This window comes from Streptomyces sp. NPDC048650, from assembly GCF_043199095.1.
GTDB lineage: Bacteria > Actinomycetota > Actinomycetes > Streptomycetales > Streptomycetaceae > Streptomyces.
Genome location: NZ_JBICVM010000004.1, coordinates 572179 through 590217 on the forward strand (window position 1 = coordinate 572179; position 18039 = coordinate 590217).

The 18039-nt window shown below is 72.9% G+C and carries 16 protein-coding genes; 6 read left to right on the forward strand and 10 right to left on the reverse strand.

What is annotated here, in order from left to right:
• Positions 1 to 9 precede the first annotated feature (9 nt).
• Complete coding sequence (locus ACGFML_RS14965; RefSeq protein ID WP_393543649.1) at positions 10 to 924, reverse strand: alpha/beta fold hydrolase; 915 nt, start codon at positions 922 to 924, stop codon at positions 10 to 12.
• A gap of 166 nt (positions 925 to 1090) precedes the next feature.
• Here ACGFML_RS14965 and ACGFML_RS14970 point away from each other — a divergent pair, with 166 nt between their 5' ends.
• Both ACGFML_RS14970 and ACGFML_RS14975 read left to right on the forward strand, forming a co-directional pair.
• Positions 1091 to 4297 (forward strand): amidohydrolase family protein, encoded by a 3207-nt coding sequence (locus tag ACGFML_RS14970; protein WP_393543651.1) that lies wholly within the window; start codon positions 1091 to 1093, stop codon positions 4295 to 4297.
• A 286-nt stretch (positions 4298 to 4583) separates the two neighbouring features.
• Entirely contained in the window at positions 4584 to 5864 is a 1281-nt protein-coding gene (locus ACGFML_RS14975) for an acyl-CoA dehydrogenase family protein (RefSeq protein WP_393543653.1), read from the forward strand.
• A gap of 69 nt (positions 5865 to 5933) precedes the next feature.
• Here ACGFML_RS14975 and ACGFML_RS14980 read toward each other — a convergent pair whose 3' ends face one another.
• The 7 genes from ACGFML_RS14980 to ACGFML_RS15010 all read right to left on the reverse strand — a co-directional run bounded on the left by ACGFML_RS14980 (position 5934) and on the right by ACGFML_RS15010 (position 10927).
• Positions 5934 to 6545, reverse strand: a complete 612-nt coding sequence (locus tag ACGFML_RS14980) for a GAF domain-containing protein (RefSeq protein ID WP_393543655.1) — start codon at positions 6543 to 6545, stop codon at positions 5934 to 5936.
• Complete coding sequence (locus ACGFML_RS14985) at positions 6542 to 7162, reverse strand: ATP/GTP-binding protein (RefSeq protein ID WP_393543657.1); 621 nt, start codon at positions 7160 to 7162, stop codon at positions 6542 to 6544. The genes ACGFML_RS14980 and ACGFML_RS14985 overlap by 4 nt, the downstream gene beginning before the upstream one ends.
• Positions 7140 to 7544, reverse strand: a complete 405-nt coding sequence (locus ACGFML_RS14990; RefSeq protein ID WP_393543658.1) for a DUF742 domain-containing protein — start codon at positions 7542 to 7544, stop codon at positions 7140 to 7142. Before ACGFML_RS14990 ends, ACGFML_RS14985 begins: the two co-directional genes overlap by 23 nt.
• 2 nt (positions 7545 to 7546) lie before the next feature.
• The gene (locus tag ACGFML_RS14995) at positions 7547 to 7996 is read right to left on the reverse strand and encodes a roadblock/LC7 domain-containing protein (RefSeq protein ID WP_393543659.1); all 450 of its coding nucleotides are present in this window, start codon (positions 7994 to 7996) and stop codon (positions 7547 to 7549) included.
• Positions 7986 to 9938 carry a sensor histidine kinase gene (locus tag ACGFML_RS15000; protein ID WP_393543660.1) on the reverse strand — a complete coding sequence of 651 codons (1953 nt, stop codon included), beginning with the start codon at positions 9936 to 9938 and terminating at the stop codon, positions 7986 to 7988. Before ACGFML_RS15000 ends, ACGFML_RS14995 begins: the two co-directional genes overlap by 11 nt.
• A gap of 277 nt (positions 9939 to 10215) precedes the next feature.
• On the reverse strand, positions 10216 to 10491 hold the full coding sequence (locus ACGFML_RS15005) for a hypothetical protein (RefSeq protein WP_393543662.1): 276 nt from the start codon (positions 10489 to 10491) through the stop codon (positions 10216 to 10218).
• Between the two features lie 139 nt (positions 10492 to 10630).
• Positions 10631 to 10927 (reverse strand): cupin domain-containing protein, encoded by a 297-nt coding sequence (locus ACGFML_RS15010; RefSeq protein ID WP_393543664.1) that lies wholly within the window; start codon positions 10925 to 10927, stop codon positions 10631 to 10633.
• Positions 10928 to 11295: 368 nt separating this feature from the next.
• On the opposite strand from ACGFML_RS15010, the gene ACGFML_RS15015 reads away from it, so the two are divergent.
• On the forward strand, positions 11296 to 12801 hold the full coding sequence (locus ACGFML_RS15015; RefSeq protein ID WP_393543666.1) for an exopolysaccharide biosynthesis polyprenyl glycosylphosphotransferase: 1506 nt from the start codon (positions 11296 to 11298) through the stop codon (positions 12799 to 12801).
• 79 nt (positions 12802 to 12880) lie between these two features.
• Here ACGFML_RS15015 and ACGFML_RS15020 read toward each other — a convergent pair whose 3' ends face one another.
• Positions 12881 to 13825: a GDP-L-fucose synthase family protein gene (locus ACGFML_RS15020; RefSeq protein WP_393543667.1), complete on the reverse strand. Its 945-nt coding sequence runs from the start codon at positions 13823 to 13825 to the stop codon at positions 12881 to 12883.
• 190 nt (positions 13826 to 14015) lie between these two features.
• Between ACGFML_RS15020 and gmd the strand changes: the two genes are divergently transcribed.
• From gmd to ACGFML_RS15035, 3 genes are read left to right on the forward strand one after another with little or no spacing between them, the layout of a single operon-like run.
• On the forward strand, positions 14016 to 15029 hold the full coding sequence (gene gmd / locus ACGFML_RS15025; RefSeq protein ID WP_393543669.1) for a GDP-mannose 4,6-dehydratase: 1014 nt from the start codon (positions 14016 to 14018) through the stop codon (positions 15027 to 15029).
• Positions 15026 to 15580 carry a putative colanic acid biosynthesis acetyltransferase gene (locus ACGFML_RS15030; RefSeq protein WP_393543671.1) on the forward strand — a complete coding sequence of 185 codons (555 nt, stop codon included), beginning with the start codon at positions 15026 to 15028 and terminating at the stop codon, positions 15578 to 15580. Before gmd ends, ACGFML_RS15030 begins: the two co-directional genes overlap by 4 nt.
• The gene (locus ACGFML_RS15035; protein WP_393543673.1) at positions 15577 to 16701 is read left to right on the forward strand and encodes a glycosyltransferase; all 1125 of its coding nucleotides are present in this window, start codon (positions 15577 to 15579) and stop codon (positions 16699 to 16701) included. Before ACGFML_RS15030 ends, ACGFML_RS15035 begins: the two co-directional genes overlap by 4 nt.
• 42 nt (positions 16702 to 16743) lie before the next feature.
• Here the strand turns inward: ACGFML_RS15035 and ACGFML_RS15040 are convergent, their stop codons facing one another.
• Positions 16744 to 17955, reverse strand: a complete 1212-nt coding sequence (locus ACGFML_RS15040; protein ID WP_393543783.1) for a glycosyltransferase — start codon at positions 17953 to 17955, stop codon at positions 16744 to 16746.
• Positions 17956 to 18039: the final 84 nt, after the last annotated feature.

An 18039-nucleotide genomic window follows, 5' to 3' on the forward strand; every position in this document is an offset into this window, starting at 1 on the left:
TCCGCCGCGTCAGACGTGCTTGTCCAGCCAGGCCAGCAGGTCGCCCTGGACCTCGTCCCGGTTGGTCTCGTTGAGGATTTCGTGGCGGGCGCCCTCGTACGCCTTCCAGGTGAGGTCGCGGGTGCCGAGGTAGCGGAAGTCCTCCAGGAGCTCGTGGACCAGGGTCAGGCCCTGGTGACAGGGGTCCAGCTCGCCGACGGCGACGTGGACGGGGAGCCCGCGGGGGATGCGGGCGAGGTGGGCGGGGTCGTTCATCTTGCGAATGGCGCGGACCCAGTCGACCGCCAGGCCCGCGCAGAACGCGAAGCCGCAGTCGTCGTCGGCGACATAGAGGTCCACCTCGGCGACGTCGCGGGAGAGCCATTCGTAGCCGGTGCGCGGGGTGAAGGCGTCGTTGAAGGAGCTGAAGTTGCGCGGGATGAAGGGCGAGAGATGGGTCCTGCCGTGGGCGGCGATCTCCTGGTCGAGTTCGGCGACGGCACCGTCGATGTCCAGTCCGGGCAGCGTGCGGAACGTCCCGGAGAGGATCAGGCCGGCGAGGTCGGCGCCGTACTCCTGGGCGTAGTCGCGGGCCAGCAGCGAGCCCATGCTGTGGCCGAGCAGGACCAGCGGGACGCCGGGGTGGGCGGCGGCCGCGTGATCGCCGATGCCCTTGAGGTCCGTGACCATCGCCCGCCAGGCGTCCTCACCGACGACGCCGCGGCCCCCGGTGGCGGGCGCGGTGGCGCCGTGGCCGCGGTGGTCGGAGGCGATGACGGCGTAGCCGTGGCCGGCCAGGAAGCGGGCGAACCGGGCGTAGCGCCTGCCGTGCTCGGCGGCGCCGTGGGCGATCTGGAGCAGGGCCCGGGGCGTACCGGACTCCGGGAGCCAGGTGTAGGTGGCGATGCGGGCGCCGTCGGCGGCCCGGTGCTCGTCCTGCTGCATGGCGTCATCTCCTGACGGCGGTGAGTGTCGCGACCACTCTCTCCCTCCTGGTCACGCTCCGCCAAGGGGACCGCGCGGCGCGGTTACCCCGTGCCCGTGGCGCGTGACACGATCGGGCGGCCCGGCTCCGTCGACTGTGCGGCAAGTCCCTTTCACAGGAGGACCGTTGGACGCCACCGACCGTTGTGAGGATCTGTCACCCGAACCGCTGCCGCTGTCCCGGCGCAGATTCCTGCAGGGCACCGCGTCGGCGGCCGCCACGGCGGGGCTGATCGGGGCCGCCGCCCCCGGTTCCTGGGCGCAGGGCGCCGAGGGCACCGGCGCGACGCTCTCCTTCACGGCCGCCACCAACGGCGCGGCCTCCCTCTCCCCGGCCGGCGACCGGCTGGTGGCCGAGGTCCAGAACGTCCTGTGGTCGCTGCCGCGCGTGGGCGGCACCGCGGTGGCCCTGACCCCGCCCGATCTGGAGCCGACCCGGCCGGTGCACTCCCCCGACGGCCGCCGGATCGCCGTGTGCGCCTACCGGGGCGGCGGCTTCCACCTGTGGCTGCTGCACGCCGACGGCAGTGAGCTGACGCAGCTGACCGACGGCCCCTGGGACGACCGTGGACCCGCCTGGTCCCCCGACGGCTCCCGGATCGCGTTCGCCTCGGAACGCGGCGGCGACGCGGTGACGGGCGGCCCCTACCGGATCTGGGTGCTGGAGGTGGCGACCGAGCGACTGACGCGGGTGACCGGGCTGCCCGGCCAGGACGGGCCCCATCAGGACGGCGCCTGGGAGGACTTCGACCCCTGCTGGTCCGCGGACGGCACCCGGATCACCTTCGTACGGGGCACGGTCACCGGCACCGCGCTGGACTCCCGCATGGTGGCGTCGGTGCCCGCCGACGGCGGCGGCCCGGTGCGCACCGAGCACACCGAGGAGTCCGCCGCCCATGTCATGGTGCCCGCACTGTCCCCCACCGGGCGGCTGGCGTATCTGCGGACCACCGACTATCCGGGGCCCACCTGCACCCTGGTGGTGGACGGCAGGCCGGTCGAGGCCGGCGGGGATGTGGAACCCGTGCCGCCGCGCTGGGTCTCACGGGACGCCCTGCTGCTGACGGTCGACGGACAGTTCCGGATCGTCCCGGTCGACGCTCCGCACCGGGCCGAGACGGTCGCCTTCCGGGCCGAGCTCCCCGTCGAACGCCCGGACTACCGCGTCAAGGACTACGGCTTCGAGCGGGCGGCGGCGGGACCGGTGCACGGGGTGCATCTGCCCGCGCTGTCCCCCGACGGCCGCACGGTCGCCTTCGCCGCCCTCAACTCGCTCTGGACGGCGTCGACTTCGGGTGACGCCGGGCCGCGCCGGATCGTCCGGGCCGCGGCCACCCGGTACGTCCTCGCGCCGAGCTGGTCACGCGACGGCCGTTCCCTGGTCTACGCGGACGACCGGGACGGGCTGTTCGCCGTGCGCCGCCGCGAGATCGCCTCCGGAGAGGAGACGGTACTGGCCACCGGCGGCCGGGTGCAGCCGGCGTTGTCGCCGGACGGCGGGCGCCTGGCCGCACTCGACATGTCGGGGAACCTCGTGGTGCGGACCCTGGCGGACGGGACGGAGAAGGTGCTGGCCGCACCGATGGGCGGCGGCGGGCTGCCCGGCCGACCCAGCTGGTCACCCGACGGCCGCCATCTGGCGTACTGCGACCGCAATCGCCTCAACCGGAGGTTCCGCGAGGGCTACAACGTCATCCGGGTCATCGACACCACGACCGGGAAGGGGCGGCTGTACGCGCTCGCCGAGCATGTGTCGATCGCCGACCGCTACGACTCCGGCCCGGTGTGGTCACCCGACGGCCGGTGGATGGCGGTGATCGCGGAGTCCGCGCTGTGGGTGCTGCCGGTGCGGCCGGACGGCACCCCAGGCGGTGCGCCGCGGCAGCTGACCGAGGAGAGCGCCGACCATCCCTCGTGGTCCGGGGACTCCGGCACCCTGCTGTATCTCTCGGCCGGCCGGCTGCGGCTGATCGGCGTGGACGGTACAGCCGCGCGGACCGTACCGCTCTCGCTGGAGCGGCGCCGTGCGCGGGCGCGGGACACCGTCGTGCACGCCGGGAAGTTCTGGGACGGCACCGGCGAGGAGGTCCGCGAGGACGTCGACGTCGTCGTCCGGGACGGGCGGATCACGGCGCTGGAGCCGCACCGGGCGGCCCGCGCCGGCACGGCCCGCCGGGTGGACGCCTCGGAGCGCACCGTGCTGCCCGGCCTCTGGGACGCGCACACCCACCCGTGGCAGACGACGTACGGCGGGCGGCAGACCGCACTGCAGCTGGCCTACGGGATCACCACCGCGGTGTCGTGCGGCGGCTTCTCGTACGAGCAGGCCCGCATCCGGGAGGCGGTGGCGGCCGGTGCGCTCGCCGGGCCGCGGCTACTGACCTGCGGGGAGCTGCTGGACGGCGGGCGGGTGGCGTACAGCATGGGGCGCGCGCACCGCACTCGGGCGGGGCTGCGCCGATCCCTGGCGCGGGGTGCGGCGCTGGACTGGGACTTCGTCAAGACCTACGTCCGGGCGCCGGGCTGGGTGATGGCGGAGGCCGCGCGCTTCGCGCACCAGCGGCTCGGGGTCCGGGCCGGCAGCCATCTGCTGAGTCCCGGCGTGCAGCTGGGGCAGGACCTGACGACACATCTGCAGGCGACCCAGCGGCTGGAGTTCGGGCACGCCGTGTCCGGTTCGGCGCACGTCTACGGGGACGTCGAGGCGATCTACACCGGCGGCGGCTTCCACCTCGTCGCGACCCCGTTCTCGTCGGCCGCGCTGCTCGGCGCCGACCCCTCGCTGGCGGACGACGACCGGGTGGGCACCTTGATGCCGCCCTGGGACGCCGCGTTCGTCCGGGAGAACGCGGGGCACCGACCGACCGAGGTGCAGCTGGCCGACATCCGGACCGAAGTCGCCGTCTACCGGCGGGTGCTGGACGGCGGCGGGCTGGTGGCACTGGGGACGGACCAGCCGCTGTCGCCGGTCGGGCTGTCCCTGCACCTGGGCCTGCGGGCGCTGCACCAGGGCGGGCTGAGCGTGAGCCGGACCCTGCGGTCCGCGACCGCACTGCCCGCGAAGGTGTTCGGCGCGGAGCGCGACCTGGGGACGCTGGAGGTCGGGAAGCTCGGCGACCTGACCGTGGTGGACGGTGACCCGTTCACCGACTTCGCCTCGTTGGTGCGGATCGCGGCGGTGCTGCGGGGCGGGCGGCTCTTCGAACGCCGGGAACTGGTCGGCTCCTTCCCCGCGCCCGCCGCGCCCGCCGACCGGGCGGCACGGACGGCGGTCGACTGGCTGGAGGTGGGCCGGCAACAGCGCCGCGAATCCTGCTGCGACACCCGGCACTGAACCGGGAGGGCCCACGGGGAGGCGTGGGGTGGCGCGGTTCCCGGGCGACGCGGAACCGCGCCACCGCCCTTCCCGGAGGGGGGTGGTGCGGAGATACTTCGCACTTCAACTCTCCGCCCAAATGCCATCAGTTGATGTTTTGTACGGCCCGCAGTAGGTATGCCAACGGGTATTGCACGCGGTAAGCGACAGAACACGTTCCGGAACGACGAGGGCGACGGCACCGCCAGTGCCGTCCGAGGCAGGGTGCGACCGGCGCGGGAAGGTTCGCGGAGGAGGGCTCGTCTTGCATCGCTACTTCACCGACCAGCGACATGAGGCACTCCGGCAGCGGGTGCGGGACTTCGCCGAGCGCGAGGTCCGGCCCCGGATCGCCGAGATGGAGGCGAGCCGTTCCGTCTGCCACGACCTCTCGCGCCTGATCGCCCGCCAGGGGTGGATCGGCGCGACCATCCACCGCGCGTACGGCGGGATGGGCGCCGGGCACCTGGCCAAGACCCTGGTCATCGAGGAGCTCTCGCGGGTGAGCGGGGCGATGGGCGCCATGGTGCAGGCGTCCCAGCTGGGCGTGGCGAAGATCGTCCACTTCGGCAGCGAGGAACAGAAGAAGACCTGGCTGCCGGCCATCGCGTCCGGCGACTGCCTGCCGACCATAGCCGTGACCGAACCGCAGTCCGGCGGCCATGTCCTGGGCATGGAGAGCACCGCGGTGCGCGACGGCGACGACTACCTCCTGAACGGCCGCAAGACCTACGTCGGCAACAGCCACATCGGCGATCTGCACGGCGTCGTGGTCCGTACCGGCGAGGGCTCCAAGGGCCTGTCCGCCTTCCTCGTCGAGTCCGACCGCCCCGGCTTCCGCGTCGGGGAGCAGCAACCCGCCATGGGGCTGCACGGCTTCAGCTTCGGCGAGCTGTTCTTCGACAACTGCCGGGTGCCGGCGGCAAATCTGCTCGGCCGGGAGGGCGAGGGGTTGTCCGTGGCGTACTCCTCCAGCGTCCTGTACGGGCGGCCCAATCTGACCGCGGTGTCCCTGGGCATCCATCAGGCGGTGCTGGACGAGACCTCGCGGTTCTGCGCCGAACGACAGCGCTACGGCAAACCGCTGGCCGCTTTGGGCAACATCAAGCTCAAGCTGGGGCGCATCCAGTCCCGGCTGCTGCTGGCCCGGCTGGCCGCGTACCACTCCGTCCATCTGTTGGACCAGGGGCTGCCGTGCGACGCGGAGCTGATGAACGCCAAGCTGGTCAACGTGGAATCCGCGCTGGAGTCGGCGCGCGACGCGATGGACATCCATGCCGGGTGCGGGCTGTTCACCGACCGGCCGGTGGAGCGGTTCCTGCGCGATGCGCACCACATGTTCGCGCCCGCCGGCACGTCCGACGTCCAGCTGCTGCGCCTGGGCGAGCTCGCCCTGGGGCAGGCGCAGGGCCAGTGGTCGAGCCGGCTTGCGGAGCTGCTGCGGCTGGAGCCGGCCGAGCGGCCGGAGGAGGCGGCGCCACCCACGGTGCCGGGCCAGCGCCGGAGGCCGGGGCAGGGCGTCTCGTGGTGCGCGCCGCTGAAGTGAGCGACCGCGCGGGGCCGCGGCACCGGCCGGTACGGCCGGGAGCCGCGGCCCCGTCGCGCGGGCATCCGGTCAGGACGCGTCGGACTGCTGCTGGTCGCGCTCCATGCGGTGAATCTGCTCGACGAGTTCCGCGGCCAGCGACTTGATGGTCGCCAACCCCTCCCGCCCCCAGGGGCGGGGTTCGAGATCGACCACGCACACGGTGCCCAGTGTCATACCCGTGCGGTCGATCAGCGGCGCGCCCATGTAGGAGCGGATGCCGATCTCGTCGACGACGGGGTTGCCCGCGAACCGCGGATAGTCGCAGACGTCCTCCAGGACCAGGGCCTTGCGCCGGACCACGACATGGGGGCAGTAGCCATGGTCGCGGGCCATCACCCGGCCCGGCCGGCCGCTGGGCGGCGCGGGCCCCAACTCGACGGCCCGGTCCAGGTCGGGGGCGTAGAGCCCGGCGAAGTACTGCCGCTTCTCGTCGATGAAGTTGACCATGGCGTACGGCGTCCTCGTCGTACTGGCCAGCTTGCGGGCGAAGTCGTCGAACGCGGGCAGCGGGGAGCTGCCGATGCCCAGTTCGCGCAGCCGGGCGACGCGCGCCGGGGCCTCGTTGTCCTCGGGTGTGAGCAGCAGCCGGCGGGTGGGGTCATAGGAGACGTAGGGGCTACGGGGGGCGGAATGATTCATGGCAGCTCCGGGGTGGCGGCTAGGGCAGGGGCGAGCAGATGCTCGACGAGCGAGACCAGGACGTGGGTGGCCGAACTGCACTGGCGGGCGTCGCAGACCACGACCGGGGTGTGCGCCGAGAGGTCTATGGCGGCCCGGACCTCGTCCGGTTCGTAGTGGTAGGCGCCGTCGAACTCGTTGACCGCGACGATGAACTGGATGCCGCGCCGCTCGAAGAAGTCGACGGCGGCGAAGCACTGGTCCAGGCGCCGGGTGTCGGCGAGGATCACCGCGCCGAGGGCGCCGTTGGACAGTTCGTCCCACATGAACCAGAAGCGCTGCTGTCCCGGCGTGCCGAAGAGGTACAGGACGTGGTCGGAGCTCAGCGTGATCCGGCCGAAGTCCATGGCGACCGTGGTGGTGCTCTTGTCCTCGATGCCCGCCAGATCGTCGGTGCCGATGCCGATCTGGGTGAGGAGTTCCTCCGTACTGAGCGGTTCGATCTCGCTCACCGCTCCGACGAAGGTCGTCTTGCCGACCCCGAAACCGCCCGCGACAAGGATCTTGAGCGCGGTCGGAAAGGCGTCGGGCGTGGGATCCCCCGGGGTCAGAGGGTCACAGTCGTTTGCGAAGACCATTCAGCACCGCCTCCAGCAGGGCTCGGTCGGTACGGGACGCGGGGCCTGTCGACACGGCCGCGGGGGCCCGCGCGGTGAGCGCCCCGCAGTCGACGAGATCGGCGAGGAGCACCTTGGTGACCACAGCGGGGAGGTGTATGTGGGCCGCGATCTCGGCGACCGAGACCGGCCCGCCGCACAGGCCCAGCACCTGTGTGTAGTCCGGCCCCTGGCAGGTGGCGGGCCGCCTTCCGGTGGCCATGACCATGGTCAGCAGATCGAAGTGCGCGGTGGGACGCGTCCGGCCGTTGCTGATGGTGTAGGGCCGGACCAGCCGGCCCGCCGCATCGTCGTACCACGCCGGGTCATGGCCGCCATGCCGCCGTCTGCGGCGTAGCGGCATGGTCAGCGACCGCCGGCCGGTGTATGCCGGCGCGCGGGGGTGGACAGATAGGGCCGCACGCTCTTGACCAGCATCCCCATCTCGTACGACAGCACTCCGACATCGGCGTCCCGGCCGGCCAGGACGGCCAGGCAGGCACCCGAGCCGGCGGCCGAGACGAACAGGAAGCTGGACTCCAGCTCGACGGCGACCTGCAGGACCTTGTCGCCCGGGGCGAAGCGCGATCCGGTGCTGCGGGCGAGTGAGTAGAGGCCGGAGGCCAGGGCCGCCATGTGGTCGGCGCTGTCCGGGTCGAAGCCGTGGGCGGCCTTCACCAGGCCGTCGGAGGACAGCAGGAGGGCGCTGCTGGTATGCGGGACGCGCTGCACGAGCCCGGTCAGCAGCCAGGACAGTTCCCCTTGCTGCTGGCCCTCGAGCTGCCTGTGCGACTGCGTGTGCACATCACTCACCATGATTGTGGTCGTCTCCTCGGGGGCGGGCCGTCGGGGCCTGGTGGTCACGGTCGTCGAGCAGTTGATTGCCGCCGAGGCTGCCGGTGTCCCCGCCCGGGTCGGCGGAGCCGCGGTTGCGGTAGGCGGCCAGACCGGCCGCGTAGGTGTCGTCGCCCATGCTGAAGCCGCGCTGGAAGGTGGCCATCAGCGTCGGGTCGTGCTCGCGTTCGGGGCCGGTGTCCGCGGACGGCAGGATCGGGTCGCCACGGAGCTCGGGGACCAGATGGGTCTGCTTGATGCGGCGCGGCAACCGGGGCCGGGCGCCGTTGTCCAGGTCCGCGGGCGGGGCGGGCGGCAGGTGGACGGGGCCGGGGTCGGCGTCGTGCCGGGGGTGCGGGGGGCCTGCCGAGGGCACGGGGCCGGTGGACGTGGCCGGCGGGACCGGCCCGGAGGGGGCCGGGGGCATGGCCGACCGGTCGTCGTAGCCCCGCTGAGGGGCGTCGAGCGCGAGGCCGGGGGCGGAGCCGGAGTCCAGGCTGCGGTGGTCGGGGACGTGCCGGTCGTCGTACGCGGGGAGGGAGGCGTAGTGGTCCTCCTGCCCGAGGGACGGGACGGGGTCCGGGGCCCCGGCGGCCGCCGGGTTCTGCTCGGCCCCCTCGGTGGGTTCGTCGCCGAGTTGTTCCTTGGGCACGATCAGCACGGCCTGTACCCCGCCGTAGATGTTGCTCCGCAGCTGGACGACGATGCCGTGCCGCCGGGCGAGCGAGGCGACGACGAAGAGGCCGATCCGGCCATCGCTCAACAGCTCGGCGACATCGACGTGTTCGGGGTCGGCGAGCAGCGCGTTCATCTGCGTCAGCTCGTCCGCGTCCATGCCCAGCCCGCGGTCCTCGACCTCGACCGCGAGGCCGGCGGTGACCAGTTGGGCGCGCAGCAGGATCGGGGTCTGCGGGGCGGAGTAGATGGAGGCGTTCTCGACGAGCTCGGCGAGCAGGTGGACGACGTCCGCGACGGCGTGGCCCTGCAGATGTCCCTCGATCGGGGGAACGAGCTTGACCCTGGGGTACTGCTCGACCTCGGCGATGGCCGAGCGCAGTACCTCGATCATGGAGATCGGGCGGGTCCACTGGCGGCGGGAGATGGCACCGCCGAGGACGGCGAGGTTCTCGGCGTGCCGCCGGGTGCGGGTGGCCAGGTGGTCGACGTGGAAGATCCCCTTGAGCAGGTCGGGGTCCTCGACCTGGTGCTCCAGCTCGTCCAGGAGCAGGATCTCGCGGTGCACCAGGGACTGGAGGCGCCGGGCGAGGTTCACGAACACCTCGACCTTCTGCTCGCTGCCGGAGGCGTTGCTGCGGGCGATGGCGACGGCGTCGATGACGGCGGCCTCGGCGGCCCGTCCGGCGGCGGTGACCTCGTGGGCGAGCAGGTCGAGGGTGTCGCCGGTGGGGGCGGGGCCGCCGTCCGGCTCTCGGTGGCGGAGCCGTTCGCCCCGCCGTACCCGGCCCAGGAGGTCGTAGAGGTCGGACTGGCTGCGGGCGCAGACCTCGCGGAGCCGGGCGTAGCGCGCCACCACGGCGCGGGCCTCGGAGTTGGCGGCGGCGCCGGCGGCGAGGACGACGACGCAGACCAGGCCCATGCCGCCCGTCAGCACCGGCCATTCGCGGCCGGTGAGCCGGGCGCCGCCGGCCTGGACGGCGAAGGCGGCGACGGCGGTACAGATGACGGCGACGAGCAGGCAGGGAACGGCGGCGAGCCGGACCAAGCGGGACCGTATCGCCGAATCGGCGGCCGACTCGGGGAAGGCGGCGCGCCCGTGGCGGCCGCCCTCCCGCTCCCGCCTTCGTGCGGGCAGGGGTACGGGGACGCCCCCGGGGGAACGCTGATCCCCGGAGGAGCCGTGTGCTCCTGGGGACCTCTGTACCTCCGGGGACGGCTGGGTCCCCTGGGGGAGTGCGGTAGGCATCGGCGCCCTCCGGATCGGCCGTTGGCACTTCGCGGAGCACGCACGCTAGTTGTTGCCGGGGTGGGGTTCGAACCCACTTCGAGGTTTCGCTACCCCTCGCTACCTCCTTGAGTGGGCACGCCCGCATGGTCGTGCGAATTGATGCGAACTACCGTTCAGTGCAAGGGATTTGGAGATCACTGACGGCGCGCGGCGGGCCCGCTCGCGCCGGGGGCGGGCGCCGTATCAGGAGTCACGGCTGCCGCGCCGCGCGGGCGGGCGGGCCGATGGGCGGCGGTCAGTCGTGTGCGGTCTCGTGCAGCCGGAACGGTCCGGCGGCTCCGGGGCCGAACATCACCGGCAGATTGCGGCCCACCGGCACCACCACGAGCGGCTCCTCGCGGTACTCCCGCAGAAAGTTCTCCAGCGGCTCCCAGATGAGGCTCCGGTATCCGGACTCACTCCGCTGGGGTTCGAAGGAGAGCGTCAGCGCGGAGTCCTCCACGGTGACGCTCACGGCGCCCACCTCCAGCCATTCTCCGCCGATCCACGCCTCGAGTCTCACGTTCGTCATAACGCAAGAGTGGCCTGAATCGGACGTCGGCCGCAATCAGCGGCCGGGCTGTGGCGACGGACGGTCCGAAGCGGGCATGCCGCCCTCTCGCCAGGCGGACCGTCCGGGGCGGTGGGGGCACCGCCCCGGTGACGCACCGCTATGCCGCGGTCTCCTTCAGCTCGATCTCGACGAAGGCCAGCCACGCCACGCCGACGTTGACGACCTCGTGTTCGACACCGGCCGGCCGCGCGTAGGACTCGCCGGCCCGCAGCTGTGAAGCGGCCACCGCGCCGTCGGGGGTGCGCGCCTCGATCCGGCCGTCGGCCAGCGGCACCACGACGTAGTCGTGCGCGTGCACATGACGGCCGGTGCTGTCGCCCGGTTCGAAGTCCCAGCGCATGACGCGCACCCGCTCGTCCTCGTGCTGCACGGTCGCCCGGGCCGTTGTCGTCATCGCGCCTTCCCCTCGCTCCGTTCGCCTCGGCCCACCACGCCGCGTGCCGGACGGAAGGATCCGTCGCTCCGGCAGGCGGGTGCGCCGGGGCGTTCCGCGCACGCCCCACGTCACAGGCTAGAAGGCCGCCGTTCCGCCGTCGAGCGTCGCCCTCGGCCCGCATCCCGGTGTCCCTGCCCGTCGGCCCGCCGATGAGCGGAACCGGTTCGGATGTTCGGCCACTTGTAAACAATCGGACACAAGAACACTCAAAATAGGTAAAGCGCAGCAGTCGAGCGCACCGTGCTCTAGCGTTCACGACCACACGGAGGCGGTTGTGTGCCGGGGGGCCGACCGCGCCGGAAGAGGGGACGACCAAGTGGGGGGCCATGGGGTTGTTCGAAGCTGCCGGATCACGGGTGCTTGCGTCACCTGCCGGGACAGCCAAGGTGCACGGTTCGCCGGAGCACGACACGGAGGAAGGAAGACGCCGCTCGGCCGCGCGCGGGCTCTTACAGGTGGCCCTGGCCACGGACGCGCTGGGCGCCTCGGTGCCGGTCGGTGCGCTGTGTGCCGCGGCCCGGCAGCCCCATCCACTGCTGATGGGCGTCCTGGCCGGGGCGTCCTGGCTGGTCGTGGGGGCAGCCAAGAATCGTTACACCCGCGATGAACTGGCGGGCCGCGGCGCGGTGTTGCCGGTCCTGCGCGACTGGCTGACCATGCTGGGTGTGCTGGCCGTCGTCTGCGTCACCGCCCGGATGGAGATGTCCACCGCGGTCTGTGTGCTCGCCCTGGTGCCCTGCCTGGCGGTGACGGTGGTCCGGCGCAGAGTCGTGCACCGGTATCTGCTGGCCGCCCGCCGGCGCGCCCAGGCCCTGCGCCGCGTGCTGCTCGTCGGGGAGGCGGGCGCCGTCGACGGTGTGCTCCGGGAGCTGGCGCACCGCACCGATCATGAATACGTCGTCGTCGGCAGCTGTCTGGTCGGGGAGGAACCCACCGACTCGGCGCTGCCCGTTCCGGCCCGGCTCGCGTCCGGTGACGACCCCCTGGGAGGCGCGCCGGACGGGGAGACCGTCCTGCGGTGTGCGGCCGAGCTCGACGCCGATCTGGTCTTCGTGGCCCCGGGGCTGCGGATGTCCCCGGGGCGGGTACGCCGGCTGGCCTGGGCGCTGCACGACGGCGGGCGGGATCTGGCCATACTCCCCGGCCTGATCGATGTGTCGCAGCACCGCGTCCGGCTGGCGAAGGCGGCCGGTCTGACGGTGATGCACATTGAGCCGGCGGCCCGGCGGGGCTTTCCGGTGCTGCTGAAGCAGGCCACGGACCGGCTGGGGGCGGCGGCTCTGCTCATCCTGCTCGCGCCCGTGTTCGCCGTGGTGGCCGCGGCGATACGGCTCTCCTCCAACGGCCCGGTGTTCTACTGGCAGGTCCGGATAGGGCGGGACCTCATGCCGTTCCGGATGTGGAAGTTCCGCACGATGGTGGTCACCGCCGACCGTATGCGGGCCGCCCTGGAGTCGGCGAACGAGCACGACGGGGCGATGTTCAAGATGCGGCGGGATCCCCGGGTGACCCGGGTGGGCCGACTCCTGCGCCGCTTCTCGTTGGACGAACTGCCGCAGCTGTTCAACGTCCTGGCCGGCCACATGTCCCTGGTGGGCCCGCGGCCGCCGCTGCCCGAGGAGGTGGAGCGGTACGACGGCACCGAGGTCCGCCGGCTGTCGGTCAAACCGGGGCTGACCGGGCTGTGGCAGGTCAGCGGACGCTCCGACCTCTCCTGGGACGAGACCGTCGCACTGGATCTGAGCTACGTGGACAACTGGTCCTACGCCCACGACATCGGTGTGCTGATGCGCACCGTGCGCGCCGTGGTGGACGGGCGCGGTGCGTACTGACCGGGCCCGGGCAGGGGGTGCGGGCGGCGGGGCCCCGGCCGGGGGCGGCCACCGCCCGCGGCCAGCGGGCCCGGCGGACTCACACCGGCGCCGGCTCCGCGCGCCAGGCCCGGTAGGTCCGGGCGATGCCCTCGGCGAGCGGCACGGCCGGCGCCCAGCCCAGGGCACGGATCCTGCCGGTGTCGAGCAGCTTGCGGGGGGTGCCGTCGGGGCGGGACGGGTCGAAGGCGATCCGTCCCTCGTAGCCCACCGCGGCGGCGACGCAGGTGGCGAGTTCGGCGATGGTCAGGTCCTCGCCGCAGCCCACGTTGACCGCGTCGTCGCCGTCGTAGCGGCGCAGCAGCACCTCGCACGCCGCGGCCAGGTCGTCGACGTGCAGGAACTCGCGCCGCGGGGTCCCGGTGCCCCAGAGGGTGAGCTCCGGCAGGCCGTTCTCCTTCGCCTCGTGGAAGCGCCGGATGAGGGCGGGCAGGACGTGCGAGGTCTCCAGGTCGAAGTTGTCGCCGGGACCGTAGAGGTTCGTCGGCATGGCGGAGACGAAGGAGGCACCGTACTGCCGGCGGTAGGACCGGACCTGGATCAGACCGGCGATCTTGGCTATCGCGTACGCCTCGTTGGTGGGCTCCAACGGGCCGGTCAGCAGGGCGTCTTCGGAGATGGGCTGGGCGGCGTGCCGGGGGTAGATGCAGCTCGATCCGAGGAACAGCAGGCGGCGCACCCCGGCGTGGTGCGCACCGGCGATGACGCTGAGCTGGATCGTCAGGTTGTCCTCGAGGAACTGCACGGGGTACGTGCTGTTGGCCATGATTCCCCCGACTCTGGCCGCCGCCATGACGACGGCGTCGGGCCGGGCCTCGGCGAAGTGTGCCGCGGTGGCCTCGGCGTCGCGCAGGTCGAGTTCGGCCCGGGTCCGGGTCAGGACGTCGTAGCCCTGGGCGGTCAGCCGCCGGGCCACGGCGGATCCCACCAGGCCGCGGTGGCCCGCGACGAAGACGCGAGCGGGTGTGGGCAGCAAGTCAGTCATGGGGCGGATTGTGGCAGTGAATCCGATACGCCCACCGGCTATTTCCGGAAATATCTGTCGCACTTCGCTCTCGACCGCCTGTCGCCGAGCGGGTAGCGTCCACGCCCCGCGGCGGTCCATCGGAGCGGGGCCTGCACCGATCCACTGCGGATCGATCCCGATGCACATCAACTTCTCGTGGGGGGAAGCCATGCCGAAAACCGCGGTCATCACCGGTATCACCGGTCAGGACGGCTCGTATCTGGCCGAATTGCTGCTGAGCAAGGGCTATGAGGTGCACGGGCTCATAAGACGCTCGTCGAGCTTCAACACCGAGCGCATCGACCACATCTACCAGGACCCGCACACACCGGACCGGCGGCTGGTGCTGCACCACGTCGACCTGTCCGACGGGGTCGCCCTGGTGAACCTGCTGCGCGACACCCAGCCCGACGAGGTCTACAACCTCGGCGCCCAGTCCCACGTCCGGGTCTCCTTCGACGCGCCGCTCTACACCGGCGACGTGACCGGACTGGGGGCCCTGCGGCTGCTGGAGGCCATCCGCGCCAGCGGCGTGCGGACCCGGCTCTATCAGGCGTCGTCCTCCGAGATGTTCGGCGCCACCCCGCCGCCGCAGAACGAGGCGACGCCCTTCCACCCGCGCAGCCCGTACGGCTGCGCCAAGGTGATGGCGTACTGGTCCACGGTCAACTACCGCGAGGCGTATGGCCTGTTCGGCGTCAACGGCATCCTCTTCAACCACGAGAGCCCGCGGCGCGGTGAGACCTTCGTCACCCGCAAGATCACCCGCGCGGTGGCACGCATCCAGGCGGGCCTGCAGAAGCACCTCTACCTCGGCAACCTCGACGCCGTGCGCGACTGGGGCTACGCGCCGGAGTACGTGGAGGCGATGTGGCTGATGCTCCAGCGCGACGAGCCCGACGACTACGTGGTGGCCACCGGAGTGGCCGCGACCGTACGGGACTTCCTGCGGGCCGCCTTCGACAGCGTCGGGCTCGACTGGGAGCGCTGGGTGCGCTTCGACCCGAAGTACGAGCGCCCCAGCGAGGTGGACGCCCTCATCGGCGACCCGTCCAAGGCCAAGAGCCTGCTGGACTGGTCGGCGAAGGTGCAGTTCGACGAACTGGCGCGGATCATGGTGGAGTCCGACGTACGGCAGCTGGAGGACGAACTCTCCGGCCACCGGGTGCGGGTGGACCGATGACCCACGCTCCCGCTCCCGCCCCCGGTGCCACGGCCCGCCGGCTGCGCGAGTTCACCGGCGCGGGCTACGACAAGGGCCGCGGTCTGCTGACCCAGGCCGCCTGGTTCGCCGTGCTCAACGTCCTGTTCGTCAAGTGGTGGTTCCCACCGCGGCTACGGCCCGCGGTGCTGCGGGCGTTCGGCGCCCGCGTCGGGAAGCGGGTGCTCATCCGGCACCGGGTGCGGGTGCAGTGGCCCTGGAAGCTGACGGTCGGCGACGACGTCTGGGTGGGCGAGGACGCCTGGCTGATCAATCTGGAGCCGATCAGCATCGCCCGTGACGTCTGCGTCTCCCAGGGCGCCGTGCTCTGCACCGGAAGCCACCAACGGCGCTCGCCCACCTTCGAGTTCGACAACGCGCCGATCCGGCTGGAGCCCGGCTCGTGGGTCGCCGCCCGCGCCGTGGTGCTGCGCGGCGTCACCGTGGGCGCGGACGCCGTGGTCGGCGCCGGCGCGGTCGCCCACCGGGACGTGCCCCCGGGGGCCGTCCACACCGCCGGGGGTGCCCGATGAGGATCACCCATGTCGTCACCCTGGTCAGCGACGACGGGGCGTACGGCGGTCCGGTGAGCGTGGCGACCGGGCAGCTGGGCGAACTGGCCTCGCGGGGCCACGACGTCGAGCTGATATCGCTGTGGCGGGGGCGGAGCGCACCCCCGCGGGCCGTGGACGGGGTCCGGCTGCGGGCTCACCGCGCCCGCACCCTGGTGCCGGGGCAGGGGTTCCTGGGCCTGTTCCATCCGCGACTGCTCGCCACACTCTGGCGGCGGACGGGTGGGGCCGACGTGCTGCATCTGCACGCCGGGCGCGATCTGGTCTCGCTGGCCGCGCTCGCGGTGGCCGCGCTGCGCCGCCGGCCGTTCCTGGTGCAGACACACGGCATGGTCCAGCCCCGCAGCTCGGCGGTGGCCAGGGTCTTCGACCTGGTCCACGTCCCGCTGCTGCGCCGGGCCGCCGCCGCACTGGTGCTGACCGACGCGGAGGAGAGCGGGCTGCGGAAGGTGCTCGGGCCCGGCGGGCCGCGCCTGGTCAGACTCCCCAACGGAATCCGCACACGGCCGGCCGAGGCGGAGCGCGGCCCGGCGGACGTGCTCTTCCTGGCACGCCTGCAGGAGCGCAAGCGCCCCGAGGCGTTCGTGCGGATGGCGGCGCTGGTGCACCGCAAACGGCCGGACGCGACGTTCACCCTGCACGGTTCGGACGAGGGCCGCCTCCCCGAGGTCCGCCGGCTGATCGCCGAGGAGGGGCTCGACGGGGTGGTGACCTACGGCGGCGCGCTGGAGCACGGTGCCGCGGTGCGGCGGACGGCCCGGGCCGGGGTGTACGTCCTGCCCAGCGTCGACGAGCCGTTCCCGATGAGCGTGCTGGAGTCCCTGGCGGTGGGCACCCCGGTGGTCTGCACGGACAGCTGCGGCATCGCCGCCACGCTGCGGCGGCGCGAGGCCGCCCTGGTCACCGACGGTTCCCCGGAACAGCTGGCCGACGCGGTGCTGCGGCTGCTGGAGGACCGGCAGCTCCGGGAGGGGGTCGTCCGCGCGGGCCGGACGGCCGTCGAGGAGGAGTTCTCGCTGGCGGCCGTGGCCGACCGGCTGGAGGAGTGGTACCGGCTCCTCGCGGGGAACGCGGCCGGGTGAGGCCGGGCGGCGGGGTCCGGCCCCCGCCGCCCGGCCCGTGGATCACGCAGCGCCCGCCACCGCGTGCCGCAGCAGCGCGGTGATCCGCTCCAGGCCCGCCGTACTGCTCAGCCGCTCCTCGACGTACCGCGGGCCGCGGGCGCCCAGCCGGTCCGCCTCCGCGGGGTCGTCCGCGAGCGCCCGGACGGCGGCCAGCAGCGCCTTCGGGTCCTCCGGCGCGATCACCGGCCCGGCACCCGAGCGCCGGACCTCCTGGGCGGTCCCTCCTTCGGCGGCCACCGAGGCGATGACCGGCCGACCGGTCATGAAGTACGAGGTCAGCTTGGAGGGCAGGCTCATGTCCAGTACGGACGCCTTCTGGGTCACGGCGAGGACGTCGGCCGCGGCGAGGACGTCCGGGAACTCGTCGGCGCCGACAGGCGGCAGAAAGGACAGTGCGGAGACGTCCGCGGCGAGCCGTTGCAGATGTGCCCGCTGATTGCCGTCGCCCATCAGCACGATCCGTACGGCGGGTGCCTCCCGGCCGGCGAGCCGGGCGGCCTCGACCAGCACCTCCAACCCCTGTTTGAGGCCCATGTTGCCGGCGTGCAGCAGCACGGTCTCGTCGGCCTTCCACCCCAGCCGGGCCCGGGTCGACTCCCGGTCGCCGCTCGGGCCGCGCACATGCGTCCAGTTGGGGACCACGTGCACCCGTGCGCGGGGCACCCCCATCGCCGTGACGCGGTCCACGAACGACTCGTGCACCACCCCGACGACCGCCGCGCCGCGCAGCACCCTGGCCTCGACGGCTCCGGCCACGGCGGCGGCCCGGCCGCCCCCCTGGATCCCGCTCTGCTCCGCCGCCGCCCCCATCAGGTCCTGGACGACCACGACGTGCGGGACGCCCGCCCGCCGCGCCAGGCGGCCGCCCAGCACTCCCCCGGCCAGGCTGGGCATCTGGGTCAGCACCACGTCGGGGCGGACCGGCGGTGGCGCGAGCGTGCCGTGCGCCAGGATGCTCGCCTCGAACAGCGCCCGGCGCAGGGCCGTCTGACGCGGCGGCACGGTGTGCCGGCGGCGGTGCACGCTGACCCCGCCGAGGCTCTCCCGCATCCGCCACCGGCCGCGGTGGGACTCCGCCACCCGCCAGGCCGGGTAGTGCGGCATGCCCGCCAGGACGTGGGTGTCGACACCGGACGCGGCCAGGTGCTCCGCGATCTGCGTCGAGTACGGCCCTATGCCGGTGTGTTCGGGTGCGTAGTTGGTCGAGACCACGAGCACGCACCGGCCCGCGAACGCTTCTTCCACGGATGCCCCCCTCAGGCTGTGCGGTCATCGTAGGAGCGGTCCGACGTCCCC